At 67.7% G+C, this 17,733-nt stretch carries 14 protein-coding genes; 10 read left to right on the plus strand and 4 right to left on the minus strand.

Features of this window, described 5'->3' with window-relative positions; genetic code table 11:
• Positions 1 to 6 precede the first annotated feature (6 nt).
• A complete protein-coding gene (locus AC1RAA_RS20750; protein ID WP_492730379.1) occupies positions 7 to 852 on the plus strand; it encodes an OmpA family protein in 846 nt (281 codons plus the stop codon).
• Between the two features lie 43 nt (positions 853 to 895).
• On the opposite strand, the gene tssA is transcribed toward AC1RAA_RS20750, so the two are convergent.
• From tssA to tssJ, 4 genes are all read right to left on the minus strand, one after another.
• The gene (tssA, locus tag AC1RAA_RS20755) at positions 896 to 2,056 is read right to left on the minus strand and encodes a type VI secretion system protein TssA (RefSeq protein ID WP_492730381.1); all 1,161 of its coding nucleotides are present in this window, start codon (positions 2,054 to 2,056) and stop codon (positions 896 to 898) included.
• Positions 2,053 to 2,850, minus strand: coding sequence for a type IVB secretion system protein IcmH/DotU (icmH, locus tag AC1RAA_RS20760; RefSeq protein ID WP_062481127.1), 798 nt, complete (start codon positions 2,848 to 2,850; stop codon positions 2,053 to 2,055). The genes tssA and icmH overlap by 4 nt, the downstream gene beginning before the upstream one ends.
• A 16-nt stretch (positions 2,851 to 2,866) precedes the next feature.
• Positions 2,867 to 4,213, minus strand: a complete 1,347-nt coding sequence (tssK, locus tag AC1RAA_RS20765; RefSeq protein ID WP_062481129.1) for a type VI secretion system baseplate subunit TssK — start codon at positions 4,211 to 4,213, stop codon at positions 2,867 to 2,869.
• Between the two features lie 79 nt (positions 4,214 to 4,292).
• A complete protein-coding gene (tssJ, locus tag AC1RAA_RS20770) occupies positions 4,293 to 4,913 on the minus strand; it encodes a type VI secretion system lipoprotein TssJ (protein WP_101494023.1) in 621 nt (206 codons plus the stop codon).
• Between the two features lie 217 nt (positions 4,914 to 5,130).
• On the opposite strand from tssJ, the gene AC1RAA_RS20775 reads away from it, so the two are divergent.
• The 9 genes from AC1RAA_RS20775 (at position 5,131) to AC1RAA_RS20815 (ending at position 17,726) form a co-directional block, all read left to right on the plus strand.
• On the plus strand, positions 5,131 to 5,799 hold the full coding sequence (locus AC1RAA_RS20775) for a tetratricopeptide repeat protein (RefSeq protein WP_492730384.1): 669 nt from the start codon (positions 5,131 to 5,133) through the stop codon (positions 5,797 to 5,799).
• A gap of 120 nt (positions 5,800 to 5,919) precedes the next feature.
• Entirely contained in the window at positions 5,920 to 6,435 is a 516-nt protein-coding gene (tssB, locus tag AC1RAA_RS20780; RefSeq protein WP_070062960.1) for a type VI secretion system contractile sheath small subunit, read from the plus strand.
• 2 nt (positions 6,436 to 6,437) lie between these two features.
• Positions 6,438 to 7,928, plus strand: a complete 1,491-nt coding sequence (gene tssC, locus AC1RAA_RS20785; RefSeq protein WP_062474765.1) for a type VI secretion system contractile sheath large subunit — start codon at positions 6,438 to 6,440, stop codon at positions 7,926 to 7,928.
• Positions 7,929 to 8,012: 84 nt separating this feature from the next.
• Positions 8,013 to 8,525: an Hcp family type VI secretion system effector gene (locus AC1RAA_RS20790; RefSeq protein WP_062474768.1), complete on the plus strand. Its 513-nt coding sequence runs from the start codon at positions 8,013 to 8,015 to the stop codon at positions 8,523 to 8,525.
• A gap of 109 nt (positions 8,526 to 8,634) precedes the next feature.
• Entirely contained in the window at positions 8,635 to 9,126 is a 492-nt protein-coding gene (gene tssE / locus AC1RAA_RS20795; RefSeq protein ID WP_062474770.1) for a type VI secretion system baseplate subunit TssE, read from the plus strand.
• A gap of 29 nt (positions 9,127 to 9,155) precedes the next feature.
• Complete coding sequence (gene tssF, locus AC1RAA_RS20800; RefSeq protein ID WP_070062961.1) at positions 9,156 to 11,006, plus strand: type VI secretion system baseplate subunit TssF; 1,851 nt, start codon at positions 9,156 to 9,158, stop codon at positions 11,004 to 11,006.
• A complete protein-coding gene (gene tssG / locus AC1RAA_RS20805; RefSeq protein WP_159279609.1) occupies positions 10,970 to 12,091 on the plus strand; it encodes a type VI secretion system baseplate subunit TssG in 1,122 nt (373 codons plus the stop codon). The genes tssF and tssG overlap by 37 nt, the downstream gene beginning before the upstream one ends.
• Positions 12,092 to 12,132: 41 nt before the next feature.
• A complete protein-coding gene (gene tssH, locus AC1RAA_RS20810; protein ID WP_492730387.1) occupies positions 12,133 to 14,856 on the plus strand; it encodes a type VI secretion system ATPase TssH in 2,724 nt (907 codons plus the stop codon).
• A gap of 38 nt (positions 14,857 to 14,894) precedes the next feature.
• The gene (locus AC1RAA_RS20815) at positions 14,895 to 17,726 is read left to right on the plus strand and encodes a type VI secretion system Vgr family protein (RefSeq protein ID WP_492730389.1); all 2,832 of its coding nucleotides are present in this window, start codon (positions 14,895 to 14,897) and stop codon (positions 17,724 to 17,726) included.
• Positions 17,727 to 17,733: the final 7 nt, after the last annotated feature.

Genomic DNA, 17,733 nt, shown 5'->3' on the forward strand with positions numbered 1-17,733 from the left:
ACGGTCATGAATTGTTCTTTGCGCGTTCTCGTGCTGTCCATGGCCTGCGGGCTCGCGCTCGTGCCGGCCGTGCAGGCCCAGCAACCACAGCAGCAACCACCCGCGGCGGGCGCCACCGCCGCCCGCGTCGAAACCACGGCCGCGGCCGTCGGCAAGGGCGAGCCGGTCGTGGCCGGCGGGCAGGTGCCCGACGAAGCCACGCGCGCCGCCGTCATCGAGGCGCTGCGCCGCATCTACGGCCCCAGCGGCGTGATCGACAAGATCGAGGTGGTGAACACCGTCAGCATGCCGGCCAACTGGAGCGCCAACGTGCAGCGGCTGATCACGCCCTCGCTCAAGGACATCCACCGCGGACAGCTCCAGATCGAGGGCACGCAGATGGCGCTCAGCGGCGAGGTCGGCAACGAGGCGCTGCGCCAGAAGATCGTGAGCGACATGGCGAACTCGCTCAACCCGACCTACACCATCAAGAACAGCCTGCGCGTGCCCGCGTCGGAGCAGATCGCGGTCGACCAGGCGCTGGCCAACCGCACCATCGAGTTCGAGCTGGGCAGCGCCACGCTCACGGGCAAGGGCCGCGCCATCCTCGACGAGATGGCGCCCATCCTGCAGAAGCTCACCAACAAGTCGGTGGCGGTGGTGGGCCACACCGACAACGCCGGCAACCGCGCGTCGAACCTGGCGCTGAGCCAGTCGCGCGCCGAGTCGGTCAAGGGCTACCTGGTGGGCAAGGGCATCGACCCGATGACGCTCACGACCTCGGGCGTGGGCCCGGACCAGCCGGTGGCGAGCAATGCGACCGACGAGGGGCGTTCGCGCAACCGGCGCATCGAGTTCCGGGTGGGACGCTAAAGAAAAAGGCCCGCAACGCGGGCCTTTTTCTTTCAGCGCAAAGTCAGCGCGACTCGTCGTCGCCCTTGGGCAAATCGAGCAGATCCACCAGCTGGGCCAGCTCCTGCTCGTTCTTGATCACGTTGCGCAGCCAGGCATGCAGCGGCATGTCGGCCCAGCGCGCGGCCTTGTTCGCCATGTAGGCGGCCGGGCTCGAGGGCTCGGTCTGCTCGAAATAGGCCGCCACTTCCTTGAGCTGCGCAATGGCCTGCGCGCGGCTGTGGATGCCGGGCGGCAACGCGGCGGGCACATGCACCGCCGCGTGGTAGGTGGGAGATGAATGGGGCATGGCGGCGTCGAAGACGGGTTCGATGCGGGTCGGGGCAGCCGGTGCGCTGGCGGCCGGTGCAGCGGCGGTGGCTTGCGGCGCCGCGCCGTTGTCGATCGGCACGCCGGCCTCGCGCGCAAAGCGCTCGACGGCCTGGCGGATGGCCGTGGCCGCGTCCTTCGCGGCGCGAAAGCTCGGGCCGTTGGAGGCGGTGCGTTCGTCGAACACGGCCTCGAACTCGGCCAGCGCCTGCTCGCAGGCCTGCACGTCGCGGTGCGTCTTCTGCAAGAACTTCGCGGGCGTGGCGCGGCGCAGGCGGTCGAACTGCTCGAGCGTCACCTTGTTGCGTTGCAGCTCGTCGGCCTGCGCCGGCGTGCGGCGGATGGCCTGGTCGAGCGCCAGCGCGGTCTCCCACACCAGCGCGCTGTGGCCGGTGTGGCCGTCGCTCACGATGGGCGCGCGCTGCAGCAGCTCGACCGAGCGCGAGATCAGCCAGGTGACGGTGCCGATGCGCATCTCGATGTCGCCGCCCTCGGGCTGCGGATGCAGTTCGTCCCAGTACTGGCGGCACAGGCCGCTGAGCAGGCGGTAGCCGTCGGCCAGCCCTTCGAAGCCGCGCTGGCTGGCCAGCGCGTCGGTGAGCCATACGCCCAGGCGCAGGTCCTTGGTGGACGCGCGCAGCAGCTTGTCGCACTCCGAAATCACGAAAGGCCAGTTGGCCTCTTTCAGTTCGATGACCCATTCGCCCTGTTCGAGCGAGGGGTCGTCGTGCTTGCGCGCTTCCTGGATGGCGTCGAACTCGCGCGAGAACAGCATGTCCTCGCCGCAGAGCTTGGCCTCCGAGATCGGGGCCAGCAGGGCCGCGAGGTCGAGGCGGTTCGTCGCGGCCGTGGTCATGGCAGCGAGATCGTCAGGTTGGCCTGGCGCGGGCCGAGCTTCACGATGTCCTGGTAGCTCGCGAGCGCGCCCTGCGTGGTGCTGCCCAGGTGCGCCGACAGGCCGATGAAGCCCAGCAGCCCGATGAGCGCGAACAGCGCGGCCACCACCCACTGCGGCGCCTCGCGCTTGAGCGAGTGCGAGATCAGGTCGGGCAGCGGCCAGTGCGGCGCGAAGGGCGTGCGCTTGCCGCGCGCGTTGGCGATCTCGTCGCCCACGCGCGCCGTGAGGTAGGCCAGCTTCTCGGTGCCGTCGATGGCGTACTTGCCCTGGAAGCCCAGCAGCAGGCACATGTAGAACACCTCGAGCGTCTGGATGCGCGCGGCGCCGTGGGCCCGCTCGACCTCGAGCATGTTGAAGAAGTTCTCGCCCGCCAGCTGGTCGCCGAACAGCGTGAGCTGCAGCGGCCGGCGCTCCCACTCGGAGCGGATGGCGAACTCGGGCGCCGAGAGCACGAACTCGTCGACCGTGGCGCAGAAGGCGTACTTGGCCGCGTGGATCTGCTCGGCCGTGGCGTCGAGCTTGCGCGCGTTGCGCTCGAACTCGCCCAGGTAGTTGCGGATGCCCGTGAGGAACTGCTCGGTGGTGGCCGGCTGCTGCTTCTTCTTCAGCAGGAACAGCATCACGAAGCCGTCGTACAGCAGGTCGAGCAGGCTGGAGTCGGCGTCGGGCGCCACGCCGGCCGGCGTGAACGAGGCGGGCGGCGCATCGGCACCCAGCAGGGAAGGGGCCTTGTTGAGGGTGGTGGTGTTCATACGATCGGGCGGGTGATCAGCCGGTCACGGCGATCAGTTCGAGTTGCATGTCGGGGATGCCGGCCGGCGCGTAGATGGTGACGCTCTGCGCCTGCAGCATGCGGTCGTACAGCTGGCTCTTGCTGTCGATGGAAAAGTAGCAGGCGCCCGCGCGGATCGGAATGGCCGGCGGTACCTGCGGCGCGTAGACGATGCGCACGCCCGGCATGGCCGAGAGCACGAGCTTGTCGACGTCTTCGGGCGCACCGATCTTGAAGCGCTGCGGCACCACCTCGGCCAGCTCGGCGGCCGGCATGCTGGCGGTGACCGACATGTAGAACACGGTCTTCTCGTCGATCTTTCCGGAGTCCAGGCGCCCCAGGTAGAAGGCGTTGCGCGTCTCGGTGAGCGCAATGGCGAAGTAGCGCGTGGAGATGACGGTGTCGAGCAGGTCGCGCACGATGCGGTCGAGCTCGGCGAAGGCCGGGCCCGGCTTCTCGTGGTCGTACACCGGCAGGTCGTTCAGCGAGTAGGTCTTGGCGAAGGTCATCAACGCGCCGGCCAGGCTCAGCAGTTCCTGGAACAACCGCTCCGGGTGCAGCGACGGGTGATGGAACAGGTGCGAGAGCGACGCGAACGCCGAGTTGGCCGTGTGCAGCAGCCAGAACGAGGCGATGTCGCCCGAGCGGAACTCGATGATGTTCTTGCTCGGCTCGCGGTGGATGCCGTAGAGCGAATTGACCTTGGCCTGCAGCACGTCGAGCAGCCGGCGCAGCTGCTGGAACACGGTGGGCGAGGCGTCGATGCTGGTGCACGGGGGCACGAAGCTGCGGTCGATCTCGAAGCCGCCCGCGGCGGTGCGGCGGATGCGGATCACGGGGATCGACACGAACTGCTCGCGCGGCTCGGTGTCGGCCAGCAGCTTCACGCTCTTGCGCAGGAACACCACCTCGGCGCTCACGGCGTTGGTGTACAGGTCGAGCGACTGCGTCGCGTCGCTGGTGTAGCGCGCGGCAAAGCCTTCCTCGTTGGGGTCGGTGTAGTTCTTGCCGAGTTCCTTCACCGGGTGCAGCACCAGGTAGAAGGTGATCTCGTTCTGGCCCGGGCTCAGCGTGTCCAGCGAGATGGGCGGCGGCAGCGCATCGGCCTGCGGCGCCGCGTAGGGCTCGCCGTCGGGGAACACCAGCGACAGCTGCGAAGCGCGCAGCATGCCGCTGGCCAGCGCATCGAGGTCGAAGCTGATGGAGCGCACGCCCCAGAAGTACGGATGCAGCGTCTGCGCCGTGGCGCGCAGGCGCGCCTCGTGGTACGCGTCTTGGCGCTGGAAATGCTGGGGGCGTAGAAACAAGCCCTCTCCCCAGAGGACCTTGGCTGCGTAGCTCACGTCGGATCAACTCCCCACAATTTTTTTTGAATGTATCGCATCGTCGTGTCGACTCGGACAGGCCCGCCGTCGCTGCAGTTCAGGCGGGCGAGGGCCGGCAAGTTACCGGCCCCAACAGGTTGAGCGCGCCCGTGGGGGCCGCACCTTGTGCGTTCTGCTGGCCCACCACCGCGCCTGTCGTGACGGTGAGCGCGCAGGCATGCGCGCCCATCACGATGCCGGTTTTTTCGGCGTCGGCGGCGTTGAAGGCGAAGCGCCAGCGCTGTGCGTCGGGCGAGTGGAACAGCACCACCACGGCCACCGCGTTGGCGGTGCGCGGAACCATCTCGGTCCAGGTGTATTGCTGGTCGGGAATGAGCGTGATCTCGCGGCTCTCGACGAGGTCGTCGCCCAGCTGCGTCTTGTCGCGTCCCGGCGTGACGAAGGCGTCGAAGGACGACTGGTAGAAGCCCGTCGTTTCCTTCAGCTTGTAGATGCGCATCACCACGGACAGCGGGCGGTTGCGGCCGTCGGCGTTGAGGTTCTTGCCCGCGGCGATCGACATCGTCACCTTGCGCGGGGGCTTTTGCGACTCGGGCAGCTCGGGCTTCTTCAGTCCGCTCGCCTCGAGCGCGATGTTGGCGATCGTGAGCGCCGGCGAGCTGCACCCGCCGAGCATCAACGCGGCCAGCAGCGCGCCAGATGTAATTAATATTTTCATTAAAAGCGAGTCGTAACAATATTTCGATGGACCAAATAGGATTAACCGATTTCGAAAATGACTTTCGATTAGGAAATTAGCATTAATCCGCCCCCGTCATTTGCCATCCACGCGGCTGTAGTATCGTGTATTGTTATTGTCAACGGTCGCAATTTAATGAATGATTGCGGCCTGCTAAAAAGTCAGATCAGGGGGGAATGTGTCGATTCGAAAAATCATGTCGCGCACGATGATTGCCGGTGCCATTGCGAGCACCGTCTTTTTGTCGGCCTGTACCACCACGCCGGACGCGGCCGTTGCCCAGGCCACCGCGGCCTACAACAAGAGCCTGGCCGAGGTCGATGCCGCCGCGGCAGCCGCCACCGGCGACAGGGCGCCCGTCATCCGCCAGTACCAGCAGCTCGCCACCGACAACCCGACCCGCGGTGAGCCGTGGTCGCGCATCGCGCAGATCTACTTCAACGAAGGCCGCTACAGCCTGGCCATCTCGGCCGCCGAGGAGTCGCTGCGCCGCGACCCCTCCAGCCGGCAGGCCAAGAGCATCACCGCCGTGGGCGGCCTGCGCCTGGCGGCCCGCTCCATCGAGGATCTGGGCAAGGACAGCAGCCTGAGCGGCGACGCCAACGCCGACGCCTACCGCCTGGCCGCCCTGCTGCGCGAAACCCTGGGCCTGTCGGTCCTGGTGCCCGCCGGCCCCGAAGCCCGGCCGGCGCCCACGCGCCGCGCCGCGGCCCCCAGCCCGGCACCCGCGCCCTCGTCGTCATCGTCCGCCGCGCCGACTCCGGTCGCCGCCGCACGGCCCGCCCCGGTCGCCGCGCCGCGCCCGGCACCTGCCGCGCCTGCCCCGCGCGCGGGTGGCGGCAATCCATTTGACGCGCTCAAGTAATTGTCCGGTTTTTGAATTGGTTTTTAAACCAATGTATTAACGAATGGGCGTGCGATCTGGAAATGGGTCGTACAACTTTTTAATTCGTTTCTCAGTCCTATTGCGAAGGTATTGAAGCTTATGGCGACCAAAAGACAGAGCGTGCAGAAGCGTCTCCAAAAAGTGCGCCCGCCGCGCGTGCAACTCACGTACGACGTGGAACTCGGTGACGCCATCGAGAAAAAGGAATTGCCTTTCGTCGTCGGCGTGATCGCCGACCTGGCGGGCCAGTCCGAGGTCGAGCAGCCCAAGCTCAAGGACCGCAAGTTCGTCAACATCGACCGCGACAACATGGACGACGTCATGAAGGGCGTGGCCCCGCGTGCCGCCTTCCAGGTGCCGAACAAGCTGGACGGGCGCGGCGGCAGCTTCGGTGTCGACCTCACCTTCAACTCGATGGACGCCTTCTCGCCCGAAGCCGTCGTCGAGCAGATCGAGCCGCTCAAGCGCCTGCTCGACGCGCGCACCAAGCTGGCCGACCTGCGCAACAAGATGGCCGGCAACAGCAAGCTCGAAGACCTGCTGGCCGACGTGCTGAACAACACCGAGCAACTCCAGCGCCTGGGACAGAGCGCCGGCAAGAAGGACGAAAGCTGAACATGACCGCGCAAGCACTTTCGGCATCGAGCGGTGCCGCTTCGTCCGAGGCCTCGGTCGACCTGCTCGACCAGATCGTCGAGAAGAGCAAGGTCGCCAAGTCCGACGTGGAACACACGCGCACCAAGGACCTCATCGGCGAACTCGTCAGCCAGGTCCTCGAAGGCTCGGTGATCGTCTCCGACAACGTGTCGGCCATGATCGACGCGCGCGTGGCCGACCTGGACGCGCTCATCTCCGCGCAACTCAGCGCCGTGATGCACGCGCCCGAGTTCCAGAAGCTGGAGAGCACCTGGCGCGGCCTGGAGTACCTGGTCAAGGAAACGCCGACCGGCACCATGCTCAAGATCAAGGTCATCAACGCCACCAAGCGCGACCTGATCCGCGACTTCAAGGCCGCCGTCGAGTTCGACCAGAGCGCGATGTTCAAGAAGGTCTACGAAGAAGAGTTCGGCACCTTCGGCGGTGCGCCGTTCGGTGCGCTGGTGGGCGACTTCGACGTCACGCGCCAGCCGGAAGACATGTACTTCCTGGACCAGATGGCGCACGTGGCCGCTGCCGCCCATGCGCCTTTCATCGGCGCGGCCTCGCCCGAGCTGCTGGGCCTGGAAAGCTTTGCCGACCTGGGCAAGCCGCGCGACATGGCCAAGGTGTTCGACACCGTCGAATACGCCAAGTGGAAGTCGTTCCGCGATTCGGAAGACTCGCGCTACGTGGGCCTCACGCTGCCGCGCTTCCTCGGGCGCCTGCCCTACCACCCGCGCGAAGGCACGGTGGTCGACAGCTTCAACTTCGTCGAAGACGTCGACGGCACCGACCACGCCAAGTACCTCTGGTGCAACGCGGCCTGGGCCTTCGCCACGCGCCTGACGGCCGCGTTCGACGACTTCGGCTGGTGCGCGGCCATCCGCGGCGTCGAAGGTGGCGGCCTGGTCGAAGACCTGCCCACGCACACCTTCAAGACCGACGAAGGCGAGATCGCCCTGAAGTGCCCGACCGAGATCGCCATCACCGACCGGCGCGAAAAAGAGCTCAGCGACCTGGGCTTCATTCCGCTCGTGCACTGCAAGAACTCCGACTACGCGGCGTTCTTCGGCGCGCAGTCGCTGCAGAAGGCCAAGAAGTACAACACCGACAGCGCCAACGCCAACGCGGTGCTCTCGGCGCAGCTGCAGTACATCTTCTCGGTGTCCCGCATCGCGCACTACCTCAAGGCCATGATGCGCGACAAGATCGGCAGCTTTGCCTCGGCGCACAACGTCGAACAGTTCCTGAACCGCTGGATCGCGCAGTACGTGCTGCTCGACGACAACGCGACGCAGGAACAGAAAGCCCAGTTCCCGCTGCGCGAAGCCGCCATCCAGGTCGGCGAAGTGCCCGGGCGGCCCGGCGTGTACCGCGCGGTCGCGTTCCTGCGGCCGCACTTCCAGCTGGATGAACTGTCTATTTCACTGCGCTTGGTCGCCGATCTGCCGAAGTCAGTGAATAAGTAAGGAGGCAGATCGGGTGCGCGGCCGAGGGGCCGTGCTGCAACACGTTAACTGTCAGTAATCAATCAATCAAGAAGGGGAAGAAACATGAAAGATATCTACGTCAAGTTCGGCAGCCCGGCCATCAACGGCGAGTCGCAGGACAAGGACCACAAGGACTGGATCGAAGTCAGCTCGTGGCAGCACAGCATCGTGCAGCCGCGCTCGGCCACTGCGTCGACCGCCGGCGGCCACACCGCCGAGCGCTGCGAGCACGGCGAGATGATCTTCACGAAGGACATGGACGTCGTCAGCCCGCTGCTGTACCAGCACGCGTCGGGCGGCACCACCTTCGACGAAGTCACGGTGCAGTTCTACCGTGCCGACGGCGAAGGCAAGCGCGTGCAGTACATGGAGATCAAGCTCAAGTACGTGCTGATCGCCAGCGTGAACCCGAAGGTCGTGAGCACCGACGTGGCCAGCGTGCCGAGCGAGACCTTCTCGCTGAAGTACGCCGCCGTGCAGTGGAAGTACACGCAGCAGAAGATCGGCGGCAACCAGGGCGGCAACTCGCAAGGCGCCTGGAGCCTCACGAAGAACGACAAGACCTACTCGGTCTGACGCCAGTCGGGCAATGACGACCGCGGCGCAGGCCGCGGTTTCTTTTTGGCGCCGCGCCCCTCGCGCGGCGCCCTGCCCGTTGTCCGACGCGAGAGACAGGGAGTGACCCATGACAGGATTCGAACCGGGCCTGCTCGACAAGCTGTTCGATGACGACTGGCGCGGGCCGGCTTCGCCGGTGCTGCGGCATTTGTCGCTTGACGAGGTCAAGAACGTGGTCGCACGCGACCTCGAATCCCTGCTCAACACGCGCATGGTCTTCGACGACGCCAAGCTCCAGGCCTACCCGGAGTGCCGGCGCTCCGTCATGACCTACGGCCTGAGCGACTTCTCGGGCCTGAGCCTGGCCAGCCACTACGACCGTTCGTTCATCTGCCGCTCGCTGGAGCAGGCCATCGCCCGCCACGAGTCGCGCCTGCGCGATGTCTCGGTGTCGCTCGAGGTCGACGGCCAGGCCAGCACCCACATGCTCTATTTCGGAATCACCGCCCTGCTCGTGCTGCCAGAGCTGGCCGAGCCGGTGAACTTCGACGCCATGCTGCAGCCCACGACGCTGCAGTACTCCATCACCCGCGGCACCGGCAAGAGCCGGTACGCCTAGCGCCACGATCCGCGCACACGACGCACACCATGGACGAGTTGCTGCCCTTCTACGAACGCGAGCTGGCCTTCCTGCGCGGCTACTCGCAGGAGTTCGCCAAGGGCTACCCGAAGATCGCCGCGCGCCTGGCCATCTCGGCCGACGCCAGCGAAGACCCGCACGTCGAACGCATGATCCAGTCGTTCGCGCTGCTCACGGCCCGCATCAGCAAGAAGCTCGACGACGACTACCCCGAGCTCACCGAAGCGCTGCTCGAGGTGATGTACCCGCACTACCTGCGGCCCTTTCCGTCGTGCTCCATCGCGCAGTTCGACGCCGGCGGCGCGGCGCTCGCCAAGCTCAGCAAGCCCGTCACCATCGCGCGCGGCACCGAGCTCACCTCGCAGCCGGTGCGCGGCGGCGCCTGCCGCTTTCGCAGCGTGTACGACGTCACGCTGGCGGCGGTGCAGGTGTCGAACGTGGTCTACCACTCGGTGGTGAATGCGCCCGCACAGGCCTCGCTGCCGCGCAACGCCACGGGCTGCCTCTCGGTCACGCTTGAGGCCACCGGCGAGCAGAAGTCGCTCGGCACCCTGGCGCTCACGCTGGCGCGGCTGCGCACCTTCATCGACGCCGAGCCCTCGCTGGCCACGGCGCTGGCCGATGCCATCTTTTTGAAGACGGCCGCCGTCTTCGTGGAGCCCGAGCGCAGCGGCAAGTGGACGCTGGTGCAGGGCGAGGCGCTGCACCCCGTCGGCTTCGAGGAGGCCGACGCGCTCATCGAGCTGCCGGCGCGCTCGCACCCGGCCTACCGCCTGCTCAGCGAGTACTTCGCGTTCCCCGAGAAGTTCAACTTCGTCGACATCGACCTGGCGAACGCGCTGCGCCACATCGGCTCGTGCCGCTCGATCACGCTGCACCTGGTGATGACCGGCGTGCGTGCCGATTCGCCCACGGCGCGGCTGCTCGAGGGCGTGTCCAGCCGCAACCTGCGCCTGGGCTGCACGCCCGTCATCAACCTCTTCAAGCAGCGCAGCGACCCGATCCGCGTGACGCATGCGGCCGCCGCGTACCCGGTGGTGGCCGATGCGCGCCGCGCCTTCGGCTTCGAGGTCTACAGCATCGACTCGGTCAAGCTCGTGAAGCAGACCGCCGAGGGCGACGCCTACATCGAGTTCCGGCCCTTCTATTCGCTGCACCACGGCGAGCATCCGAAGGAGGCCGAGCATTACTGGTTCGCGCGGCGCAACGAGCTCGTGGCGCAGCGCAGCCCGGGCTACGAGACCGAACTCTCGATCGTCGACATCGACTTCCAGCCCTCGCTGCCGCAGACCGAAACGCTGAGCATCGACCTCACCTGCACCAACCGCGACCTGCCGCATTCGCTGGCCTTCGGCCTGCCCGGCGGCGACCTGTTCATCGAGGGCAACTCGGTGGCGCGCTCGATCCGCATGCTGCGCCGCCCGACGCAGACGCTGCGCATGCCGCGCGGCAAGGGCGTGCAGTGGCGGCTGGTGTCGCACCTGTCGCTCAACCACCTGTCGCTGGCCACCAGCGGGCTGCCGGCGTTGAAGGAAATGCTGCGGCTGTACGACCTGGGCCGCTCGGCCGTGTCGGCGCGGCAGATCGAGGCCATCACCGCGATCGAGCAGCAGGCCACCACCCAGTGGTTGCCCGGCAAGCCCTTCGCGACCTTCGTGCGCGGCATCGAGCTCAAGCTCACGGTCGACGAGACCGGCTTCGTGGGCAGCAGCCTGCAGGCCTTTGCCCGCGTGATGGACCATTTCTTCGGTCTCTATGTGCACCTGAACAGCTTCACCCAGCTGGTGATCGTTTCGGCGCGCGACAAGGAGGAGCTGGTGCGATGCAAGCCCCGCAGCGGCGAATCGATCCTCCTGTAGCCGAAAGGCTGCTGCGCGAACCCTACCGCTTCGAATTTTTCCAGGCGGTGCGGCTGATCGAGCTCATGCTGCTCAAGCGGCAGGAGCGCGACGTGCACCAGCGCCTGGTGCCCGGCGAGCGCATGGTGCCGCGCTGGGTGCGCTTTCGCAGCTCCACGAGCCTGAACTTCCCGCCCAGCGAGATCGAGGCGCTGGCGGTGCGCGACGCCGTGGGCGAGCTGATGTCGGGCGCGCAGCTGTGCGAGCCGCCACTGCCGCATGAGGACGAGCACGGCCTGAGCCGTATCGAACTCACGCCCGCGTCTTTCGGCATGCTGGGCGTGTCGGGCGCGTTGCCCATCGTCTACACCGAGATGCTGATGCGCCGCGAGCAGCATCTGCGCGACAGCTCGGCGCGTGCCTTTCTCGACGTGTTCAGCAACCGCGCCGCCGCGCTCTTCTATGCCGCCTGGCGCAAGTACCGCCTGCCGCTGCACTACGAGCACGAGCGCAGCCGCGCCTACCTGCCGGTGCTGCTGTCGATGGCCGGGCTGGAGCACACGGCCCAGCGCGACCCGCTGACCGACGGCACGGGCACCGTGTTCGACGAGACCGTGGCCGGCTACGCCGCCGCGGTGCGCCACCGGCCGATGTCGGCGGCCTACCTGCAGCGCGTGCTGTCGGACTACTTCCGCAGCCACATCCGCATCGAGCAGTTCCTGGGCAAGTGGTACGACATGCCCGTGCAGCAGCGCTCCAGGCTGGGCGAGGGCAACGTGAGCCTGGGCCAGAACGCGATGGCGGGCGAACGCATCTGGCAGCGCGACCTGCGCATCCGCCTGTGGATCGGCCCGCTCAAGCGCAGTGCGCTGCGCGAGTTCTTTCCGGGCCGCGCGCATGCGAAGGCGCTCGAAAAGATGCTGGCGCTGCTGGCCGGCGTGACCTGCGAATACGAAGTGCGCCTGATCCTGGCGCGCGAAGAAGTCGCCGCCGTGCAGCTCAGCGACAGCGGCGGCAGCCACCTCGGCTGGGACAGCTTCATCACCACCCGCGAGGCCGAGGGCGACCGCAGCGACACGCAGTACGAGCTTCAGCCCCTGCAGTGACCCTTTCAACGAACACGACCGACAGAAGAACACCACCGCTCATGAGCACCTCGCTGAAGACACTGATCACCAAGCTCAACGCCAGCGCCCGCATGGCCACGCAGCGCGCCGCCAACCTGTGCCTGGCCCACGGCCACTACGAGGTCGACCTGGAGCACCTGTTCCTGGCGCTGCTGGAGCAGACCGACAACGACCTCGCGCGCGTGCTGCACGCCAACCGCATCAGCGCCACCGCGATCCAGTCGGACCTGGAGCGCGAGATCCAGACCTTCAAGAACGGCAACACGCGCACGCCCGTGTTCTCGCAGCACCTGCAGCAGCTGTTCCAGCAGGCATGGCTCTTGGCCTCGCTCGACGCGCACGCGGCGCAGATCCGCTCGGGCCACCTGCTGCTCGCGCTGCTGACCGAGCCCGACCTCGCGCAGCTGGCGCAGCGCGGCTCGCCGCTGTTCGCGAAGATCCGCCTCGAAGACCTGAAGCACGACTTCGACAAGCTCACCGACGGCTCGAGCGAAGCGGCCGAGGCCGGCGCCTCGGGCGCGGCCACCGAGGGCGATGCGCAGCAAGCGCCGGCCGACCCGCTGGCCGCGGGCGTGCCCGGCAAGACACCCGCGCTCGACCAGTTCACCACCAACCTCACGCAGCGCGCGAAAGATGGCGCGCTCGACCCGGTGATCGGCCGCGACACCGAGATCCGCCAGGTCATCGACATCCTGATGCGCCGGCGCCAGAACAACCCCATCCTCACCGGCGAAGCCGGCGTCGGCAAGACGGCCGTGGTCGAAGGGCTGGCACTGCGCATCGCCGCGCAGGACGTGCCCGAGTCGCTGCGCGCCGTGGCGCTGCACACGCTCGACATGGGTCTCTTGCAAGCCGGCGCGAGCGTGAAGGGCGAGTTCGAGAACCGCCTGAAGAACGTGATCGCCGAAGTGAAGAAGAGCCCGCACCCCATCGTGCTCTTCATCGACGAGGCCCACACCATGATCGGCGCGGGCGGCCAGGCCGGGCAGAGCGATGCGGCCAACCTGCTCAAGCCCGCGCTCGCGCGCGGCGAGCTGCGCACCATCGCCGCCACCACCTGGGGCGAGTACAAGAAATACTTCGAGAAGGACGCGGCGCTCGCGCGGCGCTTCCAGGTCGTGAAGGTCGAAGAGCCCAGCGAGACACTGGCCGCCGCCATGCTGCGCGGCATGGTGCCGCTGATGGAGAAGCACTTCAACATCCGCGTGCTCGACGAAGCCATCACCGAGGCGGTGCGCCTGTCGCACCGCTACATCAGCGGACGCCAGCTGCCCGACAAGGCGGTGAGTGTGCTCGACACGGCCTGCGCGAAAGTCGCGCTGGGCCAGAGCGCAACGCCGGCGCTGATCGAGGAAGCGAACCGCGGCCTCGAGCGCATCGAGGCCGAGAGCGCCGCGCTGGTGCGCGACACCGCGGCCGGCGGGCGCCATGAAGCGCGCCTGGCCGAACTGGCGGAAAAGAAGAGCGCGCTGCAGGCCGAGCTGGCCGCGAGCCAGCAGCGCCTGGCCGAAGAGAACGCGCTGGTCGAACGCATCCGCGCGCTGCGTGCGCAACGTGATGAATCGGCCGCGCAGCCCGAGGCCGCGCCCGCCGTGGCGGAGAAAGCGCCGGCCCGCGCCGCCAGCCGCAAGAAAACCGCTGCCACTGCCGACCCCGCGCGCGACGAACTCGATGCCCTGCTGGCCGAACTGCGCGCACTGCAAGGCACCACGCCGATGGTGCCGCTGCAGGTCGACGGCCACGTCGTCGCCGAGATCGTCTCGGCCTGGACCGGCGTGCCGCTGGGCCGCATGGTCAAGGACGAGATCAAGACCGTGCGCAGCCTCGACACCCTGCTCGCCGAGCGCGTCATCGGCCAGGACCACGCGCTCGCCGCCGTGGCCCAGCGCGTGCGCACCGCGAGCGCGCGCCTGGAAGACCCCAACAAGCCGCGCGGCGTGTTCATGTTCGTCGGCCCCTCGGGCGTGGGCAAGACCGAGACCGCGCTCGCGCTGGCCGACATCCTGTACGGCGGCGAGAAGAAGCTCATCACCATCAACATGAGCGAGTACCAGGAGGCGCACAGCGTCTCGGGCCTCAAGGGTTCGCCGCCCGGCTACGTGGGCTATGGCGAAGGCGGCGTGCTCACCGAGGCCGTGCGCCGCCAGCCCTACAGCGTGGTGCTGCTCGACGAGGTCGAGAAGGCCCACCCCGACGTGCTCGAGATGTTCTTCCAGGTGTTCGACAAGGGCATGATGGACGACGCCGAGGGCCGCGAGATCGACTTCCGCAACACGCTGATCATCCTCACCTCGAACATCGGTTCGTCGCAGATCATGCAGGCCTGCCTCAACAAGGCCGACGACGAGCGCCCCGCGCCCGACGCGCTGGCCGAGGCGCTGCGCCCCGTGCTCATGAAGGCCTTCAAGCCGGCCTTTCTCGGTCGCATGAAGGTGGCGCCGTTCTATCCGATCACCGATGCGGTGCTCGAGCAGATCATTGCGCTCAAGCTCGGGCGCATCCGCGACCGCATCGCGACCAACCACAAGGCCGTGTTCGAGTGGGACGACGCGCTGGTCGAGGCCGTGCTCGCACGCTGCACCGAGGTCGACTCGGGCGCGCGCAACGTCGACCACATCCTCAACGGCACCTTGCTGCCCGAGATCGCCGAGGCCGTGCTCACGCGCATGGCCGACGAGACGCCGCTGGCCAAGATCAAAGCCAGCTGCGGCAAGGGCGGCGAGTTCCGCTACCGGATCACCTAGGCGCAGCCGCCGCGCGTGCCCACGGGAGAACAAAAACAATGACGACGACCTTCACATCGGCCTCGCTCGGCGGGCTCATGCGCGCGGGCACCACGCAGCGCGATCGCCTGCTGGTGCTGCACACGCCGCTGGGCGAGAACAAGCTGCTGGCCGAGCGCCTGGACGGCGTGGAGTGCATCGACGGCGGCGGCTTTCGCTTCGAACTCACCGCGCTGAGCGATGACGCGCACATCGAACTCAAGACCCTCATCGGCCAGGGCGTGCGGCTCGATCTGCAGACCGCGCAAAGCCGCACCGAGCTGCGCCCCTTCCATGGCCATGTGAGCGAGGCCGAGTGCGTGTCGAGCAACGGCGGCATGGCGCGCTACCGGCTCGTCATCGAGCCGTGGATCGCCTTCCTGCGCTACCGCCAGGACAGCTGCCTGTTCCAGCACCAGAACGTGTTCGACATCGTCGATGCCGTGTTCGGGCGCTACCAGAGCCAGGGCCAGCTCGTGCCGCAATGGCGCTGGGAGATCGCCCAGCGCGACATCTACCCCGTGCGCGGCATCACCACCCAGTACCAGGAAAGCGACTTCGACTTCGTCGCGCGGCTGCTCGCCGAAGAGGGGCTGTGCTACTGGTTCGAACACACCACAGGCAAGGACGGTGCGCTGGGCAACCACACGCTCGTCATCGCCGACCACAACGGGGCCTTCCGCGCCAACGCGCAAGCCACCATCCGCTTTCACCGCGCCGATGCCAGCGAGCGCGAGGACACCATCCAGCAGTGGCGCGGTCACCGCCAGCTGCAGACCAACAGCCTCGCGCAGCAAAGCTGGGACTACAAGAGCGTGAACGCCCGCCCTGTGCAACAGCAAAGCCGCGCCGCGGGCCAGCGCACCCTGCACTGGAGCGACGACCCCGGCGCCTACGGCTGGGAGACCTCCGCGCAGGGCGAGCGCCTGCTCGCCAACGCCCTGCAGGCGCTGGAGCTGCGCAACAAGCGCTTCGAAGGCCGCAGTGCCGTGCGTACCCTGGCGCCCGCCACCACCTTCACCCTGAGCGGGCACGAGCAGCACGACAAGGACAGCGAGCAGGACCGCCGCTTCGCCGTGCTGGCCGTGCGTCACATCGCGCGCAACAACTTCGACGAAGACCTGAAGACCGGCATCGGCGAGCGGCTGGGCCTGCCCGACATCGCCACCGCGTTCGACAGCGGTAACGGCGATACGACCGCAGACGCCGTCACCCACTACCGCAACGAATTCACCACCGTGCGCGCGGCCATCCCCTACCGGCCGCTGAGCCTGGACGGCCACGGCCAGCGCATCCACCCCAAGCCCAGCGTGCACGGCAGCCAGAGCGCCATCGTCATCGGGGTGGGTGGCGGCGATGCGCCCGTGCACACCGACCGCGACCACCGCATCAAGGTGCAGTTCCACTGGCAGCGCGGCAGTGCGTCGAGCGCACGCCAGTCGCGCACCGACGGCCAGGACAACGCCCCCGCCGCCGACCGCCTGGGCGCCTGGGTGCGCGTGGCCGCCAGCGCCGCCGGCGACAACTGGGGCCAGATGAGCTTGCCGCGCGTGGGGCAGGAAGTGCTCGTCGAGTTCCACCACGGCGACATCGACCGCCCCGTGGTCGTCGCCGCGCTGTACAACGGCGCCGGCCAGGTCGACGCCCAGCACAACCAGAAACCCGCGGGCGCCGCCCAGTCCACCGGCAACGCGCCCGCGTGGTTCGCCGGCGAAGGCAAGGGCGCCAAGGAGCACGCGCACAACGCCGTCTTCAGCGGCATCAAGACCCAGGAACTCAGCGCCAGTCAGAGCGGCGACGGGGGCTACAACCAGCTCGTCTTCGACGACACCCCCGGGCAGGGCAGCACCAGCCTGGCCACCACCCAGGCCAGCAGCCGCCTGCACCTGGGCCATCACAAGCAGCAGGACGACAACGCGCGCGGCAAGGGCCGCGGCCACGGCGCCGAACTGGCCACCACCGCGCAAGGCGCCATCCGCGCCGGCGCGGGCCTGCTCGTGAGCGCGTATGCGCAGCCGAACGCCAAGGGCGCGTTCATGGCGAGTCGCGAAGCGCAGCAGCAGACGAAACAGGCGGAAGAGCTCGCCACTTCACTCGCCCAGAGTGCGCAGACGCAGAAGGCGCAGATCAAGGGTGAAGGTGCTCCGGCCGAGCTGCCGGCGATCGCCGCGCTGAAGCATGTGGCCGAGGTGCTGGAGGCGAAGCAGGAGGGCGGTGCTGCGGGATCGGGCAGCAACGGTGGTTCAGGCGGTGGCGACATCAAGGCCACCGAAGGCGGCCACGGCAGCGTCACTGCGTACAGCGAGCCGCACCTGCAGTTCAGCGCGCCGATGGGCATCGGCTTCGTCACGCCGAAGGAAGTGATCGCCGTGAGCGGGCAGCACACCGCGATCGTCGCGAGCCAGGATGTCGACCTGCCCGCGCAAGGGCAGATCGCCCTGAGCGTCGCCAGGGGGGTGAGCCTGTACACCGTCGGCACGAAGGCCGGAGAAGGCGGCGAACCGAACCAGGAGCGTGGCATCGCGCTGCATGCGGCCAGCGGCAAGGTGAGCCTTCAGAGCCAGACCGGCGCCACGAAGATCGCGGCGGACAAGAAGGTGACGATCGCCAGCACGGCGAAGGACGTGGCCGTGGAAGCACCCAAGCACGTGCTGCTGACCAGCGCGGGGGCGTACATCAGGCTGGAAGGATCGAGCATCAAGATCCATGCGCCGGGGAAGGTGACGTTCAGGGGGATGCATAACTTCGTGGGGCCGCAAGGGGACAGCAGCAGCAACTCGCTCTCCGGCAGTGACCTGCAACCCTGTCCCAAACAAGACGACGCCGCGGCCAGCGGCGCCGTCGCCTTGTGAGGCAGCC

This window comes from Variovorax sp. GW823-FHT04F07, assembly GCF_058795995.1.